The organism is Micromonospora sp. NPDC000121, assembly GCF_042899165.1.
Lineage (GTDB): Bacteria > Actinomycetota > Actinomycetes > Mycobacteriales > Micromonosporaceae > Micromonospora.
Window position 1 is genome coordinate 51307 of the sequence record NZ_JBIAZP010000001.1, and the last position, 17623, is coordinate 68929.

A 17623-nucleotide genomic window follows, 5' to 3' on the forward strand; every position below is an offset into this window, starting at 1 on the left:
GCGACAATACGTCGGCCCTAGCCTAGCCTGGCTGGTCAGCGGGACGGTGCCCAGCACCATGGGCATCGACCGTGGCGGCCTCAGGAAGATGGTGTTTACTTCCGCCATGTCGGCAGCCGGCTACCCGCTCGCCCTGGCCCCCGTCGCCGCGATCGGACTGCTCACCGTCGCCCTCCGGCCGCTGGCCACCGGAACCGTGGCGCCACTGCGCCTCGCGCTGGTCCGGGCGGCCCTGGTCACGGGCGCGTTCGCGGTGCTCACGGTGGAGGTGCTCGGCGCGCTGCGGCTGCTGACCCTGCCGGCGTTCGCCGTCGCCTGGCTGCTCTTCCTCGCCGCCACGGGCGCGGCCGCCGGACGGCGCCGCCGCCGGGACGCGGCGCGGCGGGCGGCGCAGGCCGTCGCGGCGCCACGCCGCGTTCTGGTCGGCGCGACCACCGGCCCCACCACCGGCATCCCGGCCCCGCCGCCCGCACCGGACACCGGCGCGCCGGGCGCCGCCGGGGCCCGCCGCGCTCGCCGGTGGACCCGCCTGGCCGACGCCTGGCGTACGGCGGGGCGGGGCGAGCGGCTGCTGGCCGGCACGGTCGGCGGGCTGCTCCTGGTCGAGCTGCTGATCGCCCTGCTGGCCGAGCCGAACAACTTCGACTCGCAGACCTACCACCTGCCGAAGGTGGAGCACTGGGTGGCCCAGGGCGACCTCGACTTCTGGCCCACCGCCATCCACCGGCAGGTGACCATCCCGCCCGGTGCCGAGTACCTGCTGCTGCACCTGCGCCTCTTCACCGGCGGGGACGCGCTGCACCACCTGGTGCAGTGGGCCGCCGGGTTGGGCGTCCTGCTGGCGGCGACCCGGATCACCGCCCAGCTCGGCGGGAGCCGCCGGGCCCAGTTGCTCACCGCGTTCGTGCTGGCCACCACGCCGATGGTGGCGCTCCAGGCGACCAGCACCCAGACCGACCTGGTCTGCGCCGCCTGGGTGGCCTGCGCGGCCACGCTGGCGCTCGACGGGCTGCGCCGCCGCACCGGGGTCGGGACGATGCTCGGGCTGGGGGCGGCCACCGGGCTGACCGCGGTGACCAAGACCAACGGCCTGATAGCGGTCGGGCCGCTGCTGGTGCTCTGGGGGCTCGCCCAGCTCCGGCTGGCGCGGGCCGCCACCGCGCGGGAGCGGGCCGGAGCGGTCCCGGACGAGGCCGGCGCGGTGGACGGCCCGGGTGCCGGGCGGGCCGGTGGGACGGCCGCGCCGGGCGGCTTCCGGCCGCGGGCGCAGGTGGCCCGGACGGTGACCGGGTCCGTGCTGATCCTGTTGGTCGCGGCGGTGGTGGTCGGGCCGTTCCTGGCCCGGGTGACCGCCGAGTTCGGGCACCCGCTCGGCCCGCCCCGGCTGCGCGAGTCCGTACCGATGGAGCGGCACGACCCGCCCTCGGTGCTCGTGAACGCGCTGCGGGTCGCGCACACGGCGTTCGACACCCCGCTCGCGCCGCTGCGCCGGGCCGGCGCAGCGGCGATCGTCGCCGGCGCCGAACTGATCGGGGTGGACCCCCAGGACCGGGCCACCACCTTCGGGCGGGAACGCTTCCCGGTGCCGTCCTGGTACCCGGACGAGGACCGGGTGGCCTTCCCGCTCGCCGGAACGCTGGCGCTGGTCGGGGCGGGGTTCGCGCTGGCCCGGCCGGGCCGGGTCAGCCCGACGCAGGCGGGGCCGCTGCGCGCGTACGCGGTGGTCGTGGTGGTGGCCGTGCTGCTGCACACCGCCATGGTCAAGTGGCAGCCGTGGGGCAACCGCCTGCTGCTCTACGCGCTGGCGCTGGCCGTGCCGCTGGCGGGGCTCTGGCTCGACGCGCTGTTCCGCCGCCGGGCGGCCGCGCGCAACGGCGGCGCGGCGGGCCGGCGGTCGGTGGCGGCCGGGCTCGCGGTGACCGTGCTGGCCACCTGCGCGCTGGCCGGGGTGCTCGCGGTGTCGTACGGCTTCCCGCGCCGGCTGGTCGGCGCGGGCTCGGTCTTCACCACCTCGGAGTGGGAGACCCGGTTCCTGCGGCGTCCCCAGTGGGCGGAGGAGTTCCGCTGGGCGGCGGGCGCGGTACGCGCGACGGACGCCCGCCGGATCGGCCTGGTGCAACAGAACGACAACTGGGAGTACCCCTGGTGGCTGCTCCTGCGCGACGCCGACGGCCGCCCGCCGGAGCTGGTCGCGTTGCAGTCCGTGCTGCCCGAGCGCCCGCCGGCCGACCCGTCCTCGGTGGACGCGATCGTCTGCACCGGCAGCCGGCCGGCGTGCGTGGAGCTGGTGCCGCCGGGCTGGCGCGTCGAGTTCCGGGGCTACGTCGGCTATGCCCTGCCACCCGGGCGCTGACCCGTCCCCGGGCGCTCCGGCGGTGCGTCGCAGCACCGCCCGCACCCGGGCGACCAGCGCGCGCGGGCTGAACGGCTTGGTGACGTAGTCGTCGGCGCGGCGCGGAGCGGGTCAGCGGATGTTCGGGTTCGGTAAGAAGACGGTCAGCGCACCACGGCCGGCCGGAACGCGGCGGGTCGCGCGACCGCCGGCGCCTCGCCGATGGTGGCGACGAGCCGCTCCTGGGGCGTCCGCACCCGGGTCCGGAAGGCGTGGTTGAGCAGCGCGTCGAGCTGCCACACCTGCTTCGGGTGCCGGGTGTGGATGAGGAACCGCTCGCGGACCCCGTCGATCGCGGTGGCGGCCAGCTCGACCGAGTGCAGGCGCGGGTCCGGGCTCCAGGTGACGTCGCTGAGTTCCCGCAGCTCGGTGTTGAGGTGCAGGCGCAGCCGGTGCAGGACCCGGGTCTGCTGGGTGACGACCAGTCGCCGGTGGGTCAGCAGGAGGAGGTACTCGCCGGCCATCGGGCGGTCGGGCCGGCTGCTCCTGGTGACCAGGATGGTGGCGTCGCCGGAGCCGACGCAGCGGCGGAAGACCGGCATGTGTCGGCTGACGGTCTGCATCGCCAGTCCGGCCTCGGAGGCGGCCGGGAGGAACGTTCGGGAGAAGACGTCCATGCCCTGCCCAACGACGGGCGCCGGAGGGTGACGTGGGTCACGCGCAAATTGCAGAACTTCCACGCCCGCGCGTCGCACCGCCTGTCCGACTTCCGGGCCCGTCGCGCCGGACGGGCCCGGAAAGTACGCGTCAGAGCAGCGGCTGCATCGCGCCGAAACCGGTGCCCAGCCGGGTCGGGGCGAGCCACGCGCCGCCGTTCCAGCGGTACCACAGCACGTTGCCGGTCGACTTCTGGACCGCGACCAGGTCGGGCCGACCGTCCCGGTCGAAGTCGCCGAGCTGGACGAGGTCACGCATGCCGCTCCAGCCGGCGCCCGCGTCGAGCCGGGCGCCGAGGAGCCCGTCCGGGCCGCCCGGGTGGACGTGCAGACGGCCCGTGGCGGTGTCCCGGGCGAGCACGTCGAGGCGCCCGTCACCGGTGAAGTCGGCGCCGCCGCTCAGCTCGTCGAGCCCGTTCCAGCCCGCGCCGCCGAGGGCGACCCGGCTGCCGAAGCCGGTGCCCTTGCCCGGATAGAGCCAGAGGACGCCGGTGGAAACCTGCACCGCCGCGATGTCCTGGAAGCCGTCGCCGTTCCAGTCGCCGACGGGGGTGATCTCGCGCATGCCGTTCCAGCCGCTGCCGACCCTGACCCGGGTCGTCACGCTGGAGCCGTTGCCCGGGTAGAACCACAGGTAGCCGGTCGACTTCTCGCGGGCCAGCAGGTCCTCGCCGCCGGCCCGGTCGAAGTTGCCCGCCCGGACGATCGCGTCCATCCCGTTCCAGCCCGCGCCGAGCGAGACCCGCCCGCTCAGCGTGGCGCCGTTGCCGCCGTAGACGTACAGCCGGCCGGTGGCCGGCTCACGGTAGCCGAGGTCGGCCCAGCCGTTGCCGGTGTAGTCGCCGAACCGGGTGGCGGGCAGCGGGGCGACGTCGAGGCGGTTGCTGTCGATGTTGATCGTCACCCCGCCCCACGTCTCGTGGTGGTCGCCCCGGTACTGCTTCATCCGCTGTTTCGGCATCCAGTACGACTCGGGCAGCGCCTCGTCCGCCACCGTCTGCACGCCGTCCCACCGGGCGAAGTCCAGGTAGTCCGGCCGGCCGTGGCCGACCCGTTCGTACGCCGAGACCTGGTCGGCGAGGCCGCCGGAGGCCACGTCGGTGTAGAAGCCGGAGAAGTAGCCGTGGTCGTGCAGCCGGATGGTCCAGGCGTGGGTGAAGGTCTGCACCGCCGCCGTGCAGGCCGCGTCGCCCGCCGGGTACTTCTCCATGTTGTAGAAGACGGTGCTCTCCCGGGCGAGCCCCAGGTCGCGGGCGCGCGCCGCGGCGTCGTCGGCGGCGGCCCGCCCCTGCGCGGCGGCCTGCGCCGGGTCGATCCGGGGCTTGCTGGTGCTGCGGCAGGGCGCCTGCGGCCCGACGTAGAGCGGAAAGAAGCGCCAGCCCGCCGCCGCCTGCGCGGTCACCCACTCCCGGGTCAGGTTGGGCTGGGCGCAGGCCCGGCCGTTCCCCCCGATGTAGATGCCCACCGCCCGGTACGGCGAGGCGAGCCACGCCGTCATGGCCGCGTTCGACGGCGCGGTGCAGGTGTCGAAGCCCAGGCCGGTGAACGCGCCCGGGTGCGGCCCGGTGTAGCCGGCGGCCCGTGCGGGCGCGGCGGGGCCGGTCAGGGCGGCGCCGGCGGCGAGCACGGTGGCCGCCGTCGCGGCGAGTGCCCGCCGGGCGGTACGTCGTAGCCCGGCGGGCAGAGCGGAATGAAACGTCACGAGTCCCCGATCCTCGTCACTCAGAGCAGCGGGGTCATGGGACCGAACCCGGTGCCGAGCCGGATCGGCGACGCGAAGGCGGTGCCGAGCCAGCGGTACCGGTAGACGTAGCCGGTCGAGTTCTGCACGGCGACCAGGTCCGGCCGCCCGTCCCGGTCGAAGTCACCGAGCTGCACGAGGTCGCGCATGGTGTTCCAGCCGGCACCGACCTTGGTACGGGTGTTGGGCGCGCCGGCACGACCCGGGTACAGGTAGAGGTCGCCGGTGCTCTTCTCGCGCGCGACCACGTCGGGGTAGCCGTCGTTGTTGAAGTCGCCGCCGCCGTTCAGCTCGTCCACCGTGTTCCAGCCGGAACCGAGCAGGATGCGGCTGGTGAATGCGCCGCCCCCCGTGCCGGGATACAGGTAGAGCGCGCCGGTCGAGCTCTGCACCGCCAGCAGGTCCTGGAAGCCGTCGCGGTTGTAGTCGCCGATCGGCGTGATCTCTTGGACGGTGTTCCAGCCCGCGCCGAGGTTGATCCGGCCGCTGATCCCCGACCCGGTGCCCGGATAGAGCCACAGGTAACCGGTGGTCTTCTCGCGGGCGATCACGTCCTCGCCACCGGCGCGGTCGAAGTTGCCGGCGCGGATGATCGCGTCCATGCCGTTCCAGCCGGCGCCCAGCGTGATCCGGCCGCTCAGCGTGGTGCCGTTGCCGCCGTAGACGTGCAGCCGCCCGGTGGACGGCTCCCGGTAGCCGAGGTCCGCCCAGCCGTTGCCGGTGAAGTCACCGAACCGGGCCGCCGGCAGCGGGGCGACGTCGAGGTAGTCGCCGTCGATGTTGATGGTGACCCCGCCCCACGTCTCGTCGTGCGGGCCCACGTGCTGCTTCATCCGTCGCTTCGGCATCCAGTAGCCGGCCGGGATGGTCGGGTCCTCGACCGTGGCCGCATTGTCCCAGCGCGCGAAGTCGAGGTAGTCCGGACGCACGTAGCCGGGGGTGTTGTAGGCGGCGACCTGGTCGGCGACGCCCCGCGCCACGCTGCTGTAGAAGCCGGAGAGGTAGCCCTGGTCGTGCAGCCGGGCGGTCCACGCGCTCATGAAGGTGAGGACCGCGTTGGTGCAGGCGGCGTCGCCGCCGTCGTAGTCCTCCATGTCGTAGAAGAGGACGCTCTCCCGGGGCAGGCCGAGTTCCACCGCCCGCGCCACGGCGTCGTCGGCCTCGGCCTGGCCCTGCGCCGCCGCCTGGGCCGGGTCGATGCGCGGCCGGCTGGTCGCCAGGCACGGGGCCTGGAGCCCGACGTACATCGGGACGAGGTGCCAGCCCTCCGCCGTCTGCTCCGCGACCCACTCGGGAGTCAGCGCGGGCTGTTCGCAGCCCCGGCTGCTGCCGCCGAAGTAGATGACGACCGCCCGGTACGGCGAGTGGTCGCGCCAGGCCTGCATCTGGGCGCTGGTCGGCGCTGTGCAGGCGTCGAAGCCGAGGCCGGTGTAGGTGCCGGGCTGCGGCGGGACGGCGGCGTGGGCCGGGCCGGTGACGGCCGTCAGCGCGACGCCGGCACCGAGGGTGGCCGCGGCGGCGACGGCCACGGTGCGGCCGGCGGCACGGCGAAGCCCGGCCGGTGAGAGTGTGGATTCCACGATTCCCCGATCTGTCCTGTGGGTCGGACGGCCGGCGGGCGGACGCCTCGCGTCACTCGCGCTGCGCCGGCCCGCTGATTCTGACCACAGTCGACGGCTCCTGTCGAGGTCACGAACGGGCTCAAACCGGATCCGGCTCGAACAGTTCCATCAGCCAGCCGGGCACCGCGGACGCGTACCGCGCCCGGTCCGGGTCCCGCGTCAGGAGGGCCCGGCGCCAGGAGAGCGACCGGCTCACCCGGGTGACGCGGACGGCCAGCCGGGCCACCTCGCGCAGCGTGGCCCGGTCGTGCCGGTCCGACCACGGCTCCAGGTACGCGTCCCGCAGCCGCGCCAGCGTCGGGTCGCCGGCGGGCAGCTCGAAGGCGTCCGCGACCGAGTTCAGCGTGACCAGAAGGGTGCCGAACGGGTGGGCGACCGAGGCGTCGCCCCAGTCGAAGAACCGGTGCCCGTCGTCGGCGACGAAGACGTTGCCGTCGTGCAGGTCGTCGTGCTGGACGCTGGGCGCGACGCCCGAGTCGGCCAGCCGCCGGCAGTGCTCGGCGAAGGTGTCCCGGTGGGCGCGCAACCGCTCGTACGCCTCGACGTCGAGCCCGTCCTCCGCCCCCAGCAGCAGCGACTCCTCGTCGTACAGCAGCGCCTCGAACAGCTCGGGCAGCACCTCCGGCCGGTGGTCGGGCACCCCGAGCGCGAGCAGCTCGCCGGACCGGGGCGCGACCGTGCGCTGGAGGTCGGCGTACTCCGGCAGGACCTGCTCCCAGCGGGCCAGCAGGGCGCGGTCGCCGGCCAGCGCGTCGCGCAGCGAGCGTCCCCCGTCGGGCAGCAGCGACCAGCCGCGGTCGGCGTCGACCGCGATCGGGTCGAGCAACCGGCCCGGGGCGAGCCGGGCCAGCACGGCCAGCAGCGCCGCCTCGTGCCGGGTGCCCGGATTGTTCGCCTTGAACCAGGCGTCCCCGGCGTCGGTGGGCACCCGCCAGACCAGGGACCACGGCCGGACCCGGGGCTCGACCGGCCCGACGACCCGGCGGCCGTGCCGGCCGAGCTGGTCGCCGAGCCAGCCGAGCGCGGTGTCCCGCCAGTGCGGGTCGGCCCAGTCGGTGTACGGCGTGGAGGCGGTGGTCACGCCGCGGAATCTAGCCCCGTCCCCGGCGCGGGCGCGACACCTTATCCCCGGCGCACGTCGTGCCGCGGCGATCGACGCGCCCCACCGGCCCCGACGACGGTCGTCGCGGCCGCCGGAGGGGACGGCTACCCTTCACCGCCATGCCGGACGCCTCGTTCCTCGCCGCCACCCGCGACTCCTACGACACCATGGCCGTCGACTACGCCGAGTGGCTTCGCACGGACATGGACGACAGGCCCCTCGACCGTGCGCTGCTGGCCGCCTTCGCCGAGGCGGTGAAGGCCAACGGCAACGGTCCCGTCGCCGACGTCGGCTGCGGGCCCGGCCGCGTCACGATCCTGCTGCACCGGCTGGGACTGGACGCGTTCGGCATCGACCTGTCGCCCGGGATGGTCGCGCTGGCCCGGGAGACGTACCCGCGGCTGCGGTTCGAGGTGGGCTCGATGCTCGCGCTGGAGCTGCCGGACGCCTCCCTCGGCGGGCTGCTCGCCTACTACTCGATCATCCACGTCCCGTGGGACCGGCGGCCCGAGGTCCTCGCCGAGTTCCACCGGGTGCTCGCACCGGGCGGGCAGCTCATGCTCGCCTTCCAGGTCGGCGACGAACGCCTGCACCTCGACGAGGCTTTCGGCAAACCGATCTGCGCCGACTGGTACCGGCAGCGGCCGGACGAGGTGGCCGCGCTGCTGCGCGAGGCCGGTTTCGACCTGTGGGCCACGGTCGTGAAGGAGCCCGAGGGCACCGAGAAGACCCCGCAGGGCCTCATGTTGGCGCGCAAGCCTGCCGGGGCGTAGCTCCCGCCTCCGGTCCGCGGGGCGTCAGAGCAGCTCGACGATGGTGGTGTTGGCCATGCCGCCGCCCTCGCACATGGTCTGGAGGCCGTAGCGGATGTTGTTGTCCCGCATGTGGGCGAGCATGGTGGTCATGATCCGCGCGCCGGAGGCGCCGAGCGGGTGGCCGAGGGCGATCGCGCCGCCGCGCGGGTTGAGCCGCTCCGCGTCCGCCTCGGTCTCCGCCAGCCAGGCCAGCGGCACCGGGGCGAACGCCTCATTCACCTCGTACACCCCGATCTCCTCGATGCCCAGCCCCGCGCGGCGCAGCGCCTTCGCGGTGGCCGGGATGGGCGCGGTGAGCATGGTGACCGGGTCGTCGGCGGCGACCACGGCGGTGTGGATCCGGGCCAGCGGGCGCAGGCCGTGCCGGCTGGCCCACTCGCTGGTGGTGACGGCGAGCGCCGCCGCCCCGTCGGAGATCTGCGACGCGGAACCGGCGGTGACGACGCCGTCGGGACGGAACGGGGTGGCCAGCTCGCCGAGCTTCGCCAGCGAGGTGTCCCGCCGGATGCCCTCGTCGGCGGCGAACTTGCCGCCGTCGGCCAGGGCGACCGGGGCGATCTCGGCGTCGAAGGCGCCGGCGTCCTGCGCGGCGGCCGCCTTCTCGTGGCTGGCGAGGGCGAACTCGTCGAGCTGGGCGCGGGAGAAGCGCCAGCGGGCGGCGATCAGCTCCGCCCCGACGCCCTGGTTGAACGGCAGCGGCGCATCCTCGGCGAAGCCCTCGACGCCCCGGTAGCGGTCGCGGATCTGCTCGTTGAAGGGCATCCCGCCGGCCCCGCTGGAGCCCATCGCCACCCGGGTCATCGACTCGACGCCGCCGGCGACCACCAGGTCGGCCTGGCCGGAGAGCACGGTGGCGGCGGCGAAGTGCAGGGCCTGCTGGCTGGAGCCGCACTGCCGGTCGAGCGTGGTGCCGGGCACCGACTCGGGCCAGCCGGCGGCCAGCACGCCGTTGCGGGCGATGTTCCACGACTGGTCGCCGACCTGGGAGACGCAGCCCCAGACCACGTCGTCGACCTGGGCCGGGTCGATCCCGGTGCGCTCGGCGAGGACGCGCAGCACGTGCGCCGAGAGGTCGACCGGGTGCACGGCGGCCAGGCTGCCCTTGCGCCGCCCCACCGGGGTGCGTACCGCGCCGACGATGACTGCGTCACTCATGACTACTCCCCGGTAACTTCGGCTGCCACCGATACTACGTCCTCGGCGGGCCGCCGTCCTCCCCCGGGGTGCGCTGGCATCCTGGACGGATGCGCCCAGACCCGTCCCCGACCGTCCACCAGTGGCGGGTGCCGGCCACCCTGCCGGCGCTCAAGCTGGCCGGCGCGGTCGCGCTGCTCGCGCTCGCGCTCCTCCTCGACGAGGGCGACCCGGTCCAGTTGGGGCTGGCCGTGGTCGCGGCCGCCGCGCTGGCCGGCTGGGCGGCACGCGACGTGGTGGCGCCGGTCCGGCTGGCGGTCGACCCCGAGGGGGTCACCGTCGTCCAGGGCTTCGCGGGCCGCCGCCGGCTGCCCTGGTCGGCCGTCGAGCGGGTCACTGTGGACCGCCGCGCCCGGCTGGGCCTGACCAGTGAGGTGCTGGAGATCGACGCCGGGGAGTCGCTGCACCTCTTCGGCCGCCTCGACCTCGGCGCCGAGCCCGCCGACGTGGCCGAGGCCCTGCACGAGGCCCGCCCGCGCTGAGCGGACGGTCAGCCGCCGGTCGCTCCCGCCGCGCGGCCCGGCCGGTTCCGTGGCACGACGGAGCGGGCGGTCAGCCGCCGAGGATGGCGGCGGTGCGGATCAGCGCCAGGCCGAGCAACGCCGTCACGATCACCGCGCCGCCCGCGAACTGCACGAGCGTCCGCCGGGACCGTGGGGCGTACGCGAACACGAGCGCCACCAGCCCGCCGACCACCAGCCCGCCCAGGTGCCCAGGGATCGAGATGCCCGGCACGGCGAACGTGAAGACCAGGTTGACCACCAGGACGGGGAGCACCTGGGAGATGTCCCGCCCCATCTTGCGTTCGATGACCACCAGCGCGGCGAAGAGGCCGAAGATCGACGTGGACGCGCCGGCGGTGAGCTGGTTCTGCTCGCTGAACAGGTAGGCGGCGACGTTTCCGCCCAGCCCGGAGACGAGGTAGAGCACGCCGAACCGCAGCGGCCCGAGATTGGCCTCCAGCGACCGGCCCAGCACCCACAGCGCCCACATGTTCAGCAGCAGGTGGACCACGCCGTAGTGCAGGAACATCGCGGTGACCAGGCGGTACCACTCGCCCTCGGCGATGCCGCCGACCGTGCCGTCGGGGAAGATCGCGCCGCCGAGCACCGCGCCCCAGTCGGTCAGCGGGGTGCCGCCGCCCAGCAGGCCGCCGAAGCCGGAGCCGCCGACCGCCGCGTCCCCGCCCCGGTCCGAGGCGATGGAGAGCAGCATCAGCAGCACGTTCAGCGCGATCAGCACCTTGGTGACGTAGCCGTGCCGGCCGGCGGCACCGCCACCGAAGGCGGTGCGCGCCGGCCGCACGCTACGACGTCCCTCCGCCACGCACTCCGGGCACTGGAACCCGACCGAGGCCTCCCGCATGCAGTCCGGGCAGATCGGCCGGTCGCAGCGGGTGCACCGGACGTACGTCTCCCGGCCGGGGTGCCGGTAGCAGACCGGGGTGACCGGCGGCGACTCGCTCACCACGCCCGCCCGCCGACGCGGACCGCGCGGCCCGCCAACCGGTCCCGACCTTCGGAGCGCTCAGTCATGTGGGCAAAGGTACCTCGCGGACGCCTCAGGCAGCGGAGCGCTCGATCTCGACCCGCTCGATGACGACGTCCTGCAGCGGCCGGTCGTTCGGGCCGGTCGGGGTGTTGGCGATCGAGTCGACGACCTTCGCGGACTGCTCGTCGGCCACCTGGCCGAAGATGGTGTGCCGGTTGTTCAGGTGCGGCGTCGGCGAGACGGTGATGAAGAACTGCGAGCCGTTCGTGCCCGGTCCGGCGTTCGCCATGGCCAGCAGGTACGGCCGGTCGAAGCGCAGCTCCGGGTGGAACTCGTCGGCGAACTTGTAGCCCGGGCCACCGCGGCCGGTGCCCGTCGGGTCGCCCATCTGGATCATGAAGCCGCTGATCACCCGGTGCGAGATGGTGCCGTCGTAGTACGGCCCGCTGCCCGGCTGACCCGTGCGCGGGTCGGTGTATTCGCGGTTGCCCTCGGCCAGGTCGACGAAGTTCTTGACGGTCTTCGGCGCGTGGTTGGGGAAGAGCTCCAGCCGGATCGGGCCAGCGTTGGTGTGCAAGGTGGCGTAGACAGCCTCGGCCACGGGTACTCCTCACTCGTTGGTCAGTTCCATGCGGATCCTCCCATGTGCCCGATCTGGCAGTGCGGAGGCATCCGAAGGTGGAGGATGACGAAGGAACAACTCCCAGGAGGTGGGACCGTGTTTGGAATCGGGCGGCGTAAGACCCAGGGACAGTTGGCCAGGGCGGAGCTGAACCAGGGCCTCGGTCACCTGAGGCTGGCCGCGACGCACGCCGCGAAGGGCGCCGGCGCGACCGTCGGCCCGCGGGTCCAGGCGGCCCGCGGCGCCGTCGCGCCGACCGCCGTCATCGTGCGCGACCGCGCGTCCAGCGGTCTCGCGTCCACGGTCGCCGCGCTCGCGCCGCTGGCCCTGGCCGTCCGCAAGGCCCAGGCCGAGGCGGCGGGCAAGGCGGTCACCAGCAGAAAGGCCGCCGCAGCCAAGCAGGCCGCGGTCACCAGGAAGGTCAAGGCGAAGAACATGAAGGCTTCCCGGAAGAAGAACGCGCGGCGCGGCGGGTCCATGTTGACCGGTCTCCTCGCGGCCGGCGCGGTGGCCGGCGTCGCCGCGATGGCGATGCGTCGTCGCCGCGAGCAGCAGGAGTGGGCCGAGTACGACCCGACCCGCACGCTGGAACCGATGCGCGACGAGGTCGAGACGATGGAGATCCGGACCCCGGTGACCGACGCCTCGACGCTGTCGAGCGGCTCGGGCGTGACCGGCGGCCCGACCGGCGCCGGCAGCTCGGCGGCGGCCGGCGGCGACAGCGCCTCCACCACCACCCCCGGCAAGCAGCCGACGATCCACGCGACGGACAAGGTCCCGTCGGTGGCCGAGGGCGCCAAGGACGTGTCGGGCCGCCCGGCGGACGACCTGACCGAGGCGCTGGGCAAGGGCGCCAAGACCAACGGGCGTCGCTGACGCCCCGGAGTCCCCGGAAAGCGCCGGCGCAGCGGGTCACCCCGCGCCGCCGGCGCTTCCGCGTCCCCGCCCTCGGTCAGAGCCAGCCGTTACGGCGGAACCAGCGGTAGAGGGCCAGCGATATCGCGAGCATGAGGGCCAGCACGACCGGATAGCCGTACGTCATCTTCAGCTCCGGCATGACGTCGAAGTTCATGCCGTAGATGCCGGCGATGGCGGTCCAGACGGCGGCGATGGCCGCCCACGCGGCGATCTTGCGCATGTCGTTGTTCTGGTCGACCGTGACCTGGGCCAGCCGGGCCTGGAGGATGGAGTTCAGCAGGTCGTCGTAGGAGTTGACCTGCTCGACGGTGCGGCTGAGGTGGTCCTGCACGTCACGGAAGTACCGACGGATCTCCTTGGGCACGTCCCGGTTCATCTGCGCGGTGAGCGTCATCAGCGGGCGTTGCAGCGGCGTCACCGCCCGCTTGAACTCCACCAGCTCCCGCTTCATCTGGTAGATCCGCTGGATCCGGCCGCTGGACTGGCGGTCGAACACCTCGGCCTCCAGCGTGTCGAGGTCGTCCTCCAGCCGGTCGGCGACCTCCAGGTAGATGTCCACCACCCGGTCGGTGACCGCGTACGCCACCGACCAGGGCCCGTGGAGCAGCAGGTCCTGCTTCGTCTCCAGGTCGGCCCGGACGGGGGCCAGCCGGCAGGCGTCCCCGTGCCGGACGCTGATCAGGAAGTTCGGCCCGATGAAAAGCATCACCTGGCCGGTCTCGACGACCTCGGAGTTCTCGGTCAGCTCGGCGTGCTCGCAGTAGCGCGCGGTCCGCAGCACCAGGAAGCTGACCTCGCCGAACTGCTCCAGCTTGGGGCGCTGCTGCGCCTTGACCGCGTCCTCGACGGCCAGCTCGTGCAGGCCGTAGGTGGCGGCGATGGCGGTCATCTCGGCCAGCTCCGGCTCGTGCAGGCCGAGCCAGACGAAACCGTTCTCCTCGCGGCGGGCCGCGGCGAGCGCGTCGGCGTACCGCCAGTCGCCGGGCTGCCGCCGACCGTCGACGTAGAGGGCGCAGTCGACCACCGCGCTGCGCTTCGGGCGGGCCGGTGCCGGGGTGCTCTGGAGGCCGTCGGGGTTGAGCCGGCGGGTCATCGCCCGCACGGGCGCCGCCCAGTCCCGGGGCCTGATCACCCGTCCGCCGTTCGGCGAGGCCGTCCGCCCCTGCTGCCCTCGGTCCGTCATCACGCCCCCTCCCCGTGCGCCGCCGCGGCTAGCAGGGTACGCCGCCGTCGACGGTCACCGCCGGTGACGATCGGCCGCCGGGGGTGGCGCCGGGCGGGCCGGGTCGCTTCGGGGGGTGAGGGGACGACACGGCCCACCCGGCGCCCTTTGGGGGCGGGGGTTGTGCTGGTCGCGTCGCTCCGCGTGCCACCGGCTGGGCCGGGCCGGGCTCGTCGCCGGGCGCGGTCTGGGCCGGCACCGGCGGTGAACTCCGCTACACGTGGTGAGTGACGCTCGCAGCATTGTGGGCCGCCGGCCGCTCCGGCGGGAGACCCGGAACGGCCGGCATCGCCGAACTGTCAGAAATCTGACAGAAATTCAGCCCCGTACGGCCGCCATGGCCTCCGCCAGCCGCCGGACGCCCTCGTCGATCCGGTCGGCCGTCACCGCCGAGTACGCCAGCCGCAGCGCGTGCCGCCCGCCGTCGACCACGAAGTCGCTCCCCTTGACCACGGCGACCCCGCGCTCGGCGGCCGCCGGGGCGAGCTTGTCGACCTCGACGTCCTCGGGCAGCTCGACCCAGAGGAAGTAGCCGCCGTCCGGCTCCACGAACCGCGCCTCCGGGATGTGCCGGCGCAGCGACTCGGCCAGCACCCGGGCCCGCTCGCCGAGCGCGGCGCGCACGGTCTCGATCGAGCGCTCGATGTCGCCCGAGACGCAGAACTGGTGCACGATCGCCTCGGAGACCATGCCGGGCGAGATGTAGAGGCTGGTCGCCTTCTTCGCGATGTCGGCGATCAGGTCCGCCGGGCCGACCAGGTAGCCGACCCGCACGCCCGGGCAGACGGTCTTGGTGAAGCTGGAGGCGTGCACCACCACGTTGCGGGTGTCGAGCGAGAGCATCGACGGCAGCGCCTCGCCCCGGAACCGGATGTCGGCGTACGGGTCGTCCTCGAAGATCGTGAACTCGTACTCGGCGGCGAGGTCGAGCAGCTCGCGGCGCTTCTCCAGGCTCAGCGTGACGCCGGCCGGGTTCTGGTAGTTCGGAATGACGTGCGCGAGCCGGGGACGCACCCCGGACTCCAGCAGCTTGCGCAGCTCGGCCGTGTCGAGGCCGTCCGGCTGGATGGAGACGCCGTGCAGCTCGGCGCCCATCCGCTGGAGGTTGAGCAAGGTCCGGTCGTACGTCGGGCGCTCCACCACCACCGCGTCGCCGGGGCGGACCAGGTGGTCGAAGAGGAAGGCGTCGGCCTGCAACGACCCGTTGGTGATCATCACCTGGTCGGCGGAGACCCCGTGCTTCTCGGCGATCCACTTCCGCAGCGGGAGGTAGCCGACGGAGGTGCCGTACGCCGTCACCCCGGCGGGGTCGGCGTCGAACGCGCGGACGGCGGCGGCCTTGAGCCCCTCGACATCGACGATGTCCAGCGAGGGAGCGCCACGGGCGAAGGAGATCAGCTGCTCGGCGGTCATGGCTGTTCAGCGTACGGAAGGCGGCGGGGTGCGCGCCGACGGCACGGCGATGTCCGCATCCTGAGCCACCGGGACGGGTGACCTGCGTCAACCGGTCGGCGGCAGATCAGACCGGAAGGCCGAGCGGGTCGTGCTGCGCCTCGCGGGAAAGCCCGTCCACGTGCAGCCCGAGCGCCGCGATGAGCTGGCCCCAGTCGAAGTAGGACCGCCAGGCCGAGACCCGCCCGCGCCGCACCCGCACGACGTCGACCACGTCCCAGCTCACCAGCCGGCCGGTCGGCGCGACGGTGCCGAACGGGGTGTGCAGCACCCCGGTGTGGGTGCCCGTGAGCCGCTGCTCGACGGCCGCGCCCCCGGCGGTCTGCACCGACCCGAGCCGGTCGACGGACAGGTCCGGGAAGGCCCCGGTCCAGGTGCGCAGCAGGGCGGGCAGCTCGATCGGGCGCACCGTGACGCCGGGCATCGAGTAGAAGGCGTCCGCCGCGTAGAGGTCCGGCAGCCGGGCCACGTCCCGCCGCAGGAGCATCGCGTACTGCTGCTCGACCAGCCGATCCGCGCCGCGCATGAGGACCTCCCCGGCGGCCGCGGCCCGTCCGCGCCCGCAGGGAATCCTTACCCGTCGATCGGCCGGCCACACCCCGCGCCGGGCCGGCCGCTCAGCGCGCGTCGACCATCCGGCTGGCCGCCCAGACCCGCATGATGTCGCGGACGGAGATGACGCCGGCCACCTCGCGCCCCTCGAGCACGACCAGGTGCCGGAAGCCGCCCCGGGCCATCGCGGCGGCCGCCTCCTCCACCGTCCACTCCGGCCCGGCGTAGACCACGTCCCAGGTCAGGTGGGCGCCCGTCCGCTCGACGTCGCAGTCCAGGCCGGCGCCGATGGCGTTGAGCACGTCGCGTTCGGTCATGATGCCGACCCCCTCGGAGTCGGGATCGATCACGACCGCCGACCCGACGCCGCGGGCCGACATCATGTGGGCCGCCTGCCGGAGCGTGTGCTCCGGGCCGACCACGAGGACCTCGCTGGACATCGCTTCCCGTACCTGCATCACGCATCACCCCTGTGGGACGGTGGCATCCGGTAGGGGACATGGTCCGCCCCGGAGGTTTCCGGGACAAGACCGGGCATCGCCGCGAGGCCAGACCGCTCGCTACTGTCGTGGCGTGTCCACCGAGCCTCTGCGCTGCGCCGGCGCGCTGATCGTCGACGACGAGGGCCGCCTCTTCGTCCAGCGGCGGTCTCCCGACCGGCGGATATTTCCCAATTGTTGGGACATCGTCGGCGGTCACCTGGAACCGGGCGAGGACGTGGACGACGCGCTGCGCCGGGAGGTGACCGAGGAGACCGGCTGGACGGTGTCGCACGTGCTCGGCCACGTCGGGGAGTACCGCTACGTCGCCGACGACGGCCTGGAGCGGATCGAGAGCGACTGGCTGGTGCGGGTCGACGGCGACCTCGCCCGGCCGACGCTGGAGGCGGGCAAGCACACCGAGTTCCGGTGGCTCGCCGCCGACGAGGTCGACCTGCTCGACGAGCACCGCGACGTCAACGACGGCCTGATCCGCCGGATCGCGGAGGAAGCCTTCGCCGCCCTGCGTTCGATCGGTCTGTGAACGACACCGTCGAGCTGGCGCCGCACCGGTTCGCCGGCCTGGTCGCCCCGGCGGTCGACCGGGCCTTCGTCGCCGGCATGCTGGCCGGCCGCGACGGCGGCGGCGCGGAGCTGAGCCAGCGGTACGGCGGGCCGGCGGCCACCGGCTTCCTGCTGGAGTTCCGCACCCGCCTCGCCGCGCCCGGGGGGACGGTCGACGAGGCCGGGTTCGCGGCGGTCACCCGCTACCGGGACCCGGCCGACTGCCGCCGGGCCCTGGACAAGCAGGTGGCGTACGGGATGATCCACCGCAGCCCCGACGGCGGGCTCTCCGCCACCGAGCGCGGGCTGGCCTTCCTCGCCGAGATCTGGCAGGTGCACGCCGAGGTGACCGAGGAGCTCTGGGCCGGGCACGACGACCGCGTGCTCCGGCTGGTGGAGGCGCTCGGCCGGGTGCTCGCGTACGCGCTGGTGCTCGCCGAGGAGGAGGGCGCCGACGACGGCACCGCGTTCGCCGCGACGGCGCCGCCGTACGAGCCGGACGGCACCCCGCCCGGCGTGCTGCTGCTCAACCGGCTGGGCACGCTGCGTTACCACCGGGCCGACGCGCACGCCGCCGCCTGGACCGCTGCCGGGCACACCGCGACGAGCGTCGCCGCCCTGCCGCCCGGCCCGGAGCAGCTCGCCATCGAGCTGGAGACCGACCGACGGGCCGCCGGCCCGTACGCCGTGCTGACCGCCGAGGAGCGACTGACGATGCTGGCGGACCTGGCGGCGCTGCCCGGCTGACCCGGTTGGCCACAGCGGCGCCGTCACGCGGCGCTATCCTCCAGCGGTGACCGG

17 protein-coding genes and 1 pseudogene are annotated in these 17623 nt (G+C 74.1%); 6 read left to right on the forward strand and 12 right to left on the reverse strand.

Annotated elements, in window-relative coordinates:
* Window positions 1–58 precede the first annotated feature (58 nt).
* Window positions 59–2353: a hypothetical protein gene (locus tag ACFY23_RS00260; protein ID WP_350819251.1), complete on the forward strand. Its 2295-nt coding sequence runs from the start codon at window positions 59–61 to the stop codon at window positions 2351–2353.
* Here the strand turns inward: ACFY23_RS00260 and ACFY23_RS00265 are convergent.
* The 5 genes and pseudogenes from ACFY23_RS00265 to ACFY23_RS00285 all read right to left on the reverse strand — a co-directional run.
* Window positions 2345–2449 (reverse strand): annotated as a pseudogene (locus ACFY23_RS00265) (DNA-binding response regulator); the annotation flags it as partial. The gene ACFY23_RS00260 and the pseudogene ACFY23_RS00265 sit on opposite strands and share 9 nt — an antisense overlap.
* 47 nt (window positions 2450–2496) lie before the next feature.
* Window positions 2497–3009, reverse strand: coding sequence for a hypothetical protein (locus ACFY23_RS00270; RefSeq protein ID WP_350682492.1), 513 nt, complete (start codon window positions 3007–3009; stop codon window positions 2497–2499).
* A 130-nt stretch (window positions 3010–3139) separates the two neighbouring features.
* Window positions 3140–4750 (reverse strand): glycoside hydrolase domain-containing protein, encoded by a 1611-nt coding sequence (locus ACFY23_RS00275; RefSeq protein WP_350682494.1) that lies wholly within the window; start codon window positions 4748–4750, stop codon window positions 3140–3142.
* Window positions 4751–4770: 20 nt separating this feature from the next.
* On the reverse strand, window positions 4771–6369 hold the full coding sequence (locus ACFY23_RS00280) for a glycoside hydrolase domain-containing protein (protein WP_350682496.1): 1599 nt from the start codon (window positions 6367–6369) through the stop codon (window positions 4771–4773).
* A gap of 121 nt (window positions 6370–6490) precedes the next feature.
* The gene (locus ACFY23_RS00285; RefSeq protein ID WP_350682498.1) at window positions 6491–7492 is read right to left on the reverse strand and encodes a phosphotransferase; all 1002 of its coding nucleotides are present in this window, start codon (window positions 7490–7492) and stop codon (window positions 6491–6493) included.
* A gap of 140 nt (window positions 7493–7632) precedes the next feature.
* Here ACFY23_RS00285 and ACFY23_RS00290 point away from each other — a divergent pair, with 140 nt between their 5' ends.
* Window positions 7633–8286 (forward strand): class I SAM-dependent methyltransferase, encoded by a 654-nt coding sequence (locus tag ACFY23_RS00290; protein WP_350682500.1) that lies wholly within the window; start codon window positions 7633–7635, stop codon window positions 8284–8286.
* Window positions 8287–8310: 24 nt separating this feature from the next.
* Here the strand turns inward: ACFY23_RS00290 and ACFY23_RS00295 are convergent, their stop codons facing one another.
* The gene (locus tag ACFY23_RS00295; protein WP_350682502.1) at window positions 8311–9483 is read right to left on the reverse strand and encodes an acetyl-CoA C-acyltransferase; all 1173 of its coding nucleotides are present in this window, start codon (window positions 9481–9483) and stop codon (window positions 8311–8313) included.
* Window positions 9484–9572: 89 nt separating this feature from the next.
* Between ACFY23_RS00295 and ACFY23_RS00300 the strand changes: the two genes are divergently transcribed.
* Complete coding sequence (locus ACFY23_RS00300; protein WP_350682504.1) at window positions 9573–10004, forward strand: PH domain-containing protein; 432 nt, start codon at window positions 9573–9575, stop codon at window positions 10002–10004.
* 70 nt (window positions 10005–10074) lie between these two features.
* On the opposite strand, the gene ACFY23_RS00305 is transcribed toward ACFY23_RS00300, so the two are convergent.
* Window positions 10075–10989, reverse strand: coding sequence for a rhomboid family intramembrane serine protease (locus ACFY23_RS00305; protein WP_350682506.1), 915 nt, complete (start codon window positions 10987–10989; stop codon window positions 10075–10077).
* A 94-nt stretch (window positions 10990–11083) separates the two neighbouring features.
* The gene (locus tag ACFY23_RS00310) at window positions 11084–11614 is read right to left on the reverse strand and encodes a peptidylprolyl isomerase (protein WP_350682508.1); all 531 of its coding nucleotides are present in this window, start codon (window positions 11612–11614) and stop codon (window positions 11084–11086) included.
* A gap of 84 nt (window positions 11615–11698) precedes the next feature.
* Here ACFY23_RS00310 and ACFY23_RS00315 point away from each other — a divergent pair, with 84 nt between their 5' ends.
* Complete coding sequence (locus ACFY23_RS00315) at window positions 11699–12511, forward strand: hypothetical protein (protein ID WP_350682510.1); 813 nt, start codon at window positions 11699–11701, stop codon at window positions 12509–12511.
* 76 nt (window positions 12512–12587) lie between these two features.
* On the opposite strand, the gene corA is transcribed toward ACFY23_RS00315, so the two are convergent.
* The 4 genes from corA to ACFY23_RS00335 all read right to left on the reverse strand — a co-directional run bounded on the left by corA (window position 12588) and on the right by ACFY23_RS00335 (window position 16237).
* Window positions 12588–13736: a magnesium/cobalt transporter CorA gene (gene corA, locus ACFY23_RS00320; protein WP_350682544.1), complete on the reverse strand. Its 1149-nt coding sequence runs from the start codon at window positions 13734–13736 to the stop codon at window positions 12588–12590.
* Window positions 13737–14093: 357 nt separating this feature from the next.
* The gene (locus ACFY23_RS00325) at window positions 14094–15188 is read right to left on the reverse strand and encodes a PLP-dependent aminotransferase family protein (protein WP_350682512.1); all 1095 of its coding nucleotides are present in this window, start codon (window positions 15186–15188) and stop codon (window positions 14094–14096) included.
* 106 nt (window positions 15189–15294) lie between these two features.
* Entirely contained in the window at window positions 15295–15753 is a 459-nt protein-coding gene (locus ACFY23_RS00330; protein ID WP_350682514.1) for an ester cyclase, read from the reverse strand.
* 91 nt (window positions 15754–15844) lie between these two features.
* A complete protein-coding gene (locus ACFY23_RS00335) occupies window positions 15845–16237 on the reverse strand; it encodes a CBS domain-containing protein (RefSeq protein WP_350682516.1) in 393 nt (130 codons plus the stop codon).
* A 115-nt stretch (window positions 16238–16352) separates the two neighbouring features.
* Between ACFY23_RS00335 and ACFY23_RS00340 the strand changes: the two genes are divergently transcribed.
* Both ACFY23_RS00340 and ACFY23_RS00345 read left to right on the forward strand, forming a co-directional pair.
* The gene (locus ACFY23_RS00340) at window positions 16353–16802 is read left to right on the forward strand and encodes an NUDIX domain-containing protein (RefSeq protein ID WP_350682518.1); all 450 of its coding nucleotides are present in this window, start codon (window positions 16353–16355) and stop codon (window positions 16800–16802) included.
* Complete coding sequence (locus ACFY23_RS00345; RefSeq protein ID WP_350682520.1) at window positions 16799–17569, forward strand: hypothetical protein; 771 nt, start codon at window positions 16799–16801, stop codon at window positions 17567–17569. The genes ACFY23_RS00340 and ACFY23_RS00345 overlap by 4 nt, the downstream gene beginning before the upstream one ends.
* The last annotated feature ends 54 nt before the right edge of the window (window positions 17570–17623 follow it).

What these genes read in the sequence shown, in the direction of transcription:
- ACFY23_RS00300 (WP_350682504.1), top strand. Translation starts at nt 9,573, where the DNA reads ATGCGCCCAGACCCGTCCCCGACCGTCCACCAGTGGCGGGTGCCGGCC.
- corA (WP_350682544.1), bottom strand. Translation starts at nt 13,736, where the DNA reads ATGACGGACCGAGGGCAGCAGGGGCGGACGGCCTCGCCGAACGGCGGA.
- ACFY23_RS00335 (WP_350682516.1), bottom strand. Translation starts at nt 16,237, where the DNA reads ATGCAGGTACGGGAAGCGATGTCCAGCGAGGTCCTCGTGGTCGGCCCG.
- ACFY23_RS00260 (WP_350819251.1), top strand. Translation starts at nt 59, where the DNA reads ATGGGCATCGACCGTGGCGGCCTCAGGAAGATGGTGTTTACTTCCGCC.
- ACFY23_RS00325 (WP_350682512.1), bottom strand. Translation starts at nt 15,188, where the DNA reads ATGACCGCCGAGCAGCTGATCTCCTTCGCCCGTGGCGCTCCCTCGCTG.
- ACFY23_RS00290 (WP_350682500.1), top strand. Translation starts at nt 7,633, where the DNA reads ATGCCGGACGCCTCGTTCCTCGCCGCCACCCGCGACTCCTACGACACC.
- ACFY23_RS00270 (WP_350682492.1), bottom strand. Translation starts at nt 3,009, where the DNA reads ATGGACGTCTTCTCCCGAACGTTCCTCCCGGCCGCCTCCGAGGCCGGA.
- ACFY23_RS00315 (WP_350682510.1), top strand. Translation starts at nt 11,699, where the DNA reads ATGACGAAGGAACAACTCCCAGGAGGTGGGACCGTGTTTGGAATCGGG.
- ACFY23_RS00295 (WP_350682502.1), bottom strand. Translation starts at nt 9,483, where the DNA reads ATGAGTGACGCAGTCATCGTCGGCGCGGTACGCACCCCGGTGGGGCGG.
- ACFY23_RS00330 (WP_350682514.1), bottom strand. Translation starts at nt 15,753, where the DNA reads ATGCGCGGCGCGGATCGGCTGGTCGAGCAGCAGTACGCGATGCTCCTG.